5 protein-coding genes and 1 pseudogene are annotated in these 4273 nt (G+C 73.6%); 4 read left to right on the plus strand and 2 right to left on the minus strand.

Annotated elements, in window-relative coordinates; translation table 11 throughout:
- A partial coding sequence (locus AN218_RS30730) for an MFS transporter (RefSeq protein ID WP_244900853.1) occupies positions 1-873 on the minus strand: 873 nt, incomplete at its 3' end.
- Positions 874-1012: 139 nt separating this feature from the next.
- Between AN218_RS30730 and AN218_RS30735 the strand changes: the two genes are divergently transcribed.
- The 4 genes from AN218_RS30735 to AN218_RS30750 all read left to right on the plus strand — a co-directional run bounded on the left by AN218_RS30735 (position 1013) and on the right by AN218_RS30750 (position 3991).
- Complete coding sequence (locus AN218_RS30735) at positions 1013-1882, plus strand: alpha/beta fold hydrolase (RefSeq protein WP_070020315.1); 870 nt, start codon at positions 1013-1015, stop codon at positions 1880-1882.
- 138 nt (positions 1883-2020) lie between these two features.
- Positions 2021-2716, plus strand: a complete 696-nt coding sequence (locus tag AN218_RS30740; RefSeq protein ID WP_070020316.1) for an HAD family hydrolase — start codon at positions 2021-2023, stop codon at positions 2714-2716.
- A gap of 171 nt (positions 2717-2887) precedes the next feature.
- Positions 2888-3382, plus strand: coding sequence for an NUDIX hydrolase (locus AN218_RS30745; RefSeq protein ID WP_070020317.1), 495 nt, complete (start codon positions 2888-2890; stop codon positions 3380-3382).
- Between the two features lie 12 nt (positions 3383-3394).
- A complete protein-coding gene (locus AN218_RS30750) occupies positions 3395-3991 on the plus strand; it encodes a GNAT family N-acetyltransferase (protein WP_070020318.1) in 597 nt (198 codons plus the stop codon).
- Positions 3992-4012: 21 nt separating this feature from the next.
- Here AN218_RS30750 and AN218_RS37660 read toward each other — a convergent pair.
- A pseudogene (locus tag AN218_RS37660) lies at positions 4013-4273 on the minus strand (hypothetical protein); the annotation flags it as partial.

Here is a 4273-nt window from a genome sequence, read left to right on the forward strand (position 1 = left end):
GTCCACGCCGGAGCCGCGTGCCGCCGAACCGGCCGCCGCACCCGAGTCGGAGCCGGAATCGGCCCGTGCGCCCGGCGGCGGTCCCGCCGCGGTGCGCCGCAGGGCCGGCAGCATCACCGCGAGCGGCACGGCCACCAGAAGCGGAATGCCGAGGAACACCCAGCGCCAGCCCAGTTGCTGGGTGACCGTCCCCGCGATGAGCGGTCCCACGACGGCGGGCACCACCCACGCCGCGGCGAAGGACGCCAGCACCGTGGGCCGCAGCCGATCCGGATACGCGCGGCTGACGGTGACGTACAGCGCGACGATGACGAGCCCGCCGCCGATCCCCTGCACCGCGCGGCCCAGGATGAACACGCCCATCGTGACGGCCGTTCCGGACAGCAGCAGCCCCGTCGCGAACGCCCCGATCCCCCACGCCAGCGGCGGCAGCGGCCCGCGCCGGTCGGACCACTGCCCCGAGACGACCATGCCGAGCAGCGAGGTCGTGAACAGCGCGGAGAAGGCGAAGGCGTAGACGGAGACGCCGTCGAGTTCGTCGGCGGCGACGGGCATGGCCGTGCCGACGGCCGTCGCCTCGAACGCGATGAGGAAGACGACGGAGACGATGCCGAGCGTGAGCGCCAGATAGCCGCGGCTGAGCACGGTCTCCGCGCGCGGGCGCGGCGGGGTCGCCGCCTTCTCCCGTACGGGTACGGGGGCGGGTACGGGCGCCTCATGGTCCGCGGGGGCGGCCGAACCGCCCGCGCCCGGCGCCGTCTTCACCGCACCGCCGCGCTCCGCCGGGTCCACGGCCCGATCCCGCACCTCTCCGGAACCACCCGTCTCACCTGGCTCTCCCGTCTCCCCCGGCAGGTCTTCCGATGCAGTCATACGGCGCACGCTAAGGCCCGCGGACGACGACGGCATCTGAACTTTCGGCTGACTTCGGCCCGGACGGTGCTCGGCCTTTCGCCCTACGACGAGCGGGCGGTGACGGCTGTACGCCCGACGTTGGGGCACGCTGAGGGGTATGCCGTACTTCTCCTCGTACGACGGCGCCGAGCTGAGCTACCACGTCCTCGGCGGCGATCCCCCCGGCCGCCGCCGCACGCCCGTGGTCTGCCTCGCCGGCGGCCCCGCCCGTGACGCGGCCTATCTGGGGGACCTGGGCGGACTCGGCGCCTACCGGCGGCTCGTGGTGCCCGACGCCCGCGGCACCGGCGACTCGCCGCCCGCCGCGGACCCCGGCGAGTACGCCTTCCCGCGGCTCGCCGAGGACGTCGAGGCACTCCGCGCCCACCTCGGGCTCGAAAGCTTCGCGCTCCTCGCGCACGACGCGGCGGCGGCCACCGCCCAGACGTACGCCGCCGCGCACCCGGACCGCCTCACCCACCTCGTACTGCTCAACCCCGGCTCCCGCCTTCAGGGCCGGCTCCCCGACGACGCACGGGAGATCTTCAACTCCCGTGCCGAGGAGGGCGAATGGTGGGCGCAGGCCCGTACGGCCGTCCGACTCCTGGAGCAGGAGACCGACTTCGAGCGGATCCGTACGCTGCTCCGGCAGGCCGCCCCCATGGCGTACGCACGCTGGGAGGCGCCGCAGCGCGCACACGCCGCCGCCGAGGGCGACCAGCTCAACCCCGTGCCGCGCGCGGGGTTCTGGCAGGGTGTGGACGAGGCGTCCCGGCTCACGGTGCTGGACGCGCTGCGGCGCGTGGAGGCGCCGGTGCTCGTCGTCACCGGCGATCTCGACGCGGTGACGGGCATGCGCGCCGGGGAGGCGGTCGCACAGTCCTTCGCCGACTCCCGGCTGCGGACGCTCAAGGACACCGGCCACTACCCCTGGGTCGACTCGCCGGGCTCGCTGACGCGGCTGGTGCGGGACTTCCTCAACGGCTGACGCGCACGGCGTCCGCGCGTCCCCTGCTGCCGTCCCTCCGGCCGGAAAACCGCTGGCAGGCCCGGCGACTCCGCGGCTACGGTCGGGACTCACGACGCGGAGCCGGGGGAGGTGACGCGGAGCCGGGGAGGTGGCGGATTGCCGAGGCGCGACGGCCAAGTGCTCGTCTTCGACGCGGACGACACGCTGTGGGAGAACAACGTCCTCTTCGAGCGCGTCATCAAGGATTTCCTCGACTGGCTGGCCCACCCGACGATGGACCGGCTCCAACTCCGCGCCGTACTCGACGACATCGAGCGCGCCAACACCGTCACACACGGCTACGGGACTCGGTCGCTGCTGCGCAGCCTCGCCGACTGCGTGGCGCGGCTGCGCGAGCGGCCCGCGACCGCGCGGGAGCACGAGGAGATCGGGGAGCTGGCCGCGGCGCTCGTCGACCACCGGGTCGAGCTGATCCCCGGCGTCGCCGAGACCCTCGCCGCACTCGGCGAACGCCACGACCTGCTGCTGCTCACCAAGGGCGACCCGGAGGAGCAGCAGCGGAAGATCGAGATGTCCCAACTGGCCCACCACTTCCGCGAGATCGGCATCGTCCCCGAGAAGGACGACGCGGCCTACCGCCGCTTCATCGGGACACACGGCCTCGACCCGGCGGTGAGCTGGATGATCGGCAACTCCCCGCGCTCGGACATCCTCCCCGCCCGCCGCGCCGGCATGAACGCGGTCTTCATCCCGCACCAGCACACCTGGTCCCTGGAGCACGGCGAACTCGACCACGCCGACGCCCAGATCCTGCACCTCGCGGCCTTCCGCGAACTGACGAGCCACTTCTGACGAGCGCTTCCGGCTTCCGACGAGCCGGAGGAGTCCCCTTCGACGTACGGCGCGGCCCCAGTCATCTTCCCGCGGACCGCGGCGAGTCGGGGGAGGAAGCCCGCCAGGAACCGGGCACCGATGCGAGGCGCCCTCCGGCGCCGACGACCCGAGAGGCACCGCACGACGGCGATGAACACCACCCCTCCCGCACTCCCCCGCGACCGGGCCCTGACGGCCCCCACCGTCTCCTGCGTCTTCGTCTGCCACGACGGTGCAGGCCGCGTCCTGCTGGCCCGTCGCAGTACGGGCGCGCGGGACGAGCCGGGCACCTGGGACACCGGCGCGGGCGCCCTCGAACACGGCGAGACCTTCGAGGAGGCCGTCGCCCGTGAGGTCCGCGAGGAGTACACGGCGGATCCGCTGTCCGTCGAGACCGTCGGCGTACGCAACATCCTGCGCGGCGGCGGGGACGGCCCCATGTCGCACTGGGTGGCGGTTGTCTTCGCCGTCGAGGTCGATCCCGAGGCGGTGGCCCTCGGCGAGCCGCACAAGTTCGACGCGCTCGGCTGGTTCCCGCCGGACGAGCCACCTCGTCCTCACCACTCCCAACTCCCGGCGACGCTCGCTCTCTTCGACCGTCACCGGCACTCATCCACGCATACGGCCGACTCCGGCCGGTGCTGAAGGGCGGTCATCATGTTCGCAGTACCCCTGGGCGAGGACGGCGCCGAACTGCGGCCGCTCGAACCGTGGCAGGCCGAGGAGTTCCTCGAACACATGGACCGGGGACGGGAGTTCATCGGACGGCACATCGGACTCGCGGACGTCGTCACGGACCCGGCCTCCAGCCGCGCCTACCTCCAGTCGTACGCCGACAAGGCCGCCGCCGACACCGGCCGGATCTACGGCATCTGGACACCGGAGGAGAGCGGACGCGGCGGCACACTGGTCGGCGGCGTCCTCTTCCGCACGATGGACGTCCCCCACGGCACGGCCGAGGCGGGCTGCTGGCTGGAACCCTCGGCCGTGGGCCGCGGCCTGGTGACCAGGGCCTCCCGCGTGATCATCGACTGGGCCGTCGACGAACGCGGCATCCACCGCGTCGAGTGGCTGGTCTCGGCCGCCAACGCACCGAGCATCGCCGTGGCCCGCCGCCTGGGCATGACCAAGGAGGGCGTCCTGCGCGAGAGTTACACGTCCCGGGGCGAGCGCCACGACATGGAGATCTGGTCGGTACTGGCACCGGAGTGGCGCCGCTCGCAGACGGAGCGGCGGGAGCGCGAGGGGACCTGACCAACAGACCCTCCTCGGGGCTCAGTCAGCCTCGCCGGGGCGGCCCTCGGCGGGGGCGTCCGTGTGCGCGTCTCCACTCACGCCGCCGAGGTCCGGAAGGAAGGCAGGGTTCAACGCACGGCCGCCCTTCCGGCCGCGTTCGCCCGCCAGGGCACCGCCCCGGCTGAAGTGCAGCCCCCGGCCGGACGCCGCTGACCGGCCCGTGCCGCCACCGACCGCGCCCCGGGCCGAGCCTGACCGTCCCGCCTCCGTACCGTCCGTGCCGAGCCCCGCGGGCAGACG

The sequence above is a fragment of the Streptomyces nanshensis genome (assembly GCF_001751255.1).
GTDB classification, from domain to species: Bacteria; Actinomycetota; Actinomycetes; order Streptomycetales; family Streptomycetaceae; genus Streptomyces; species Streptomyces nanshensis_A.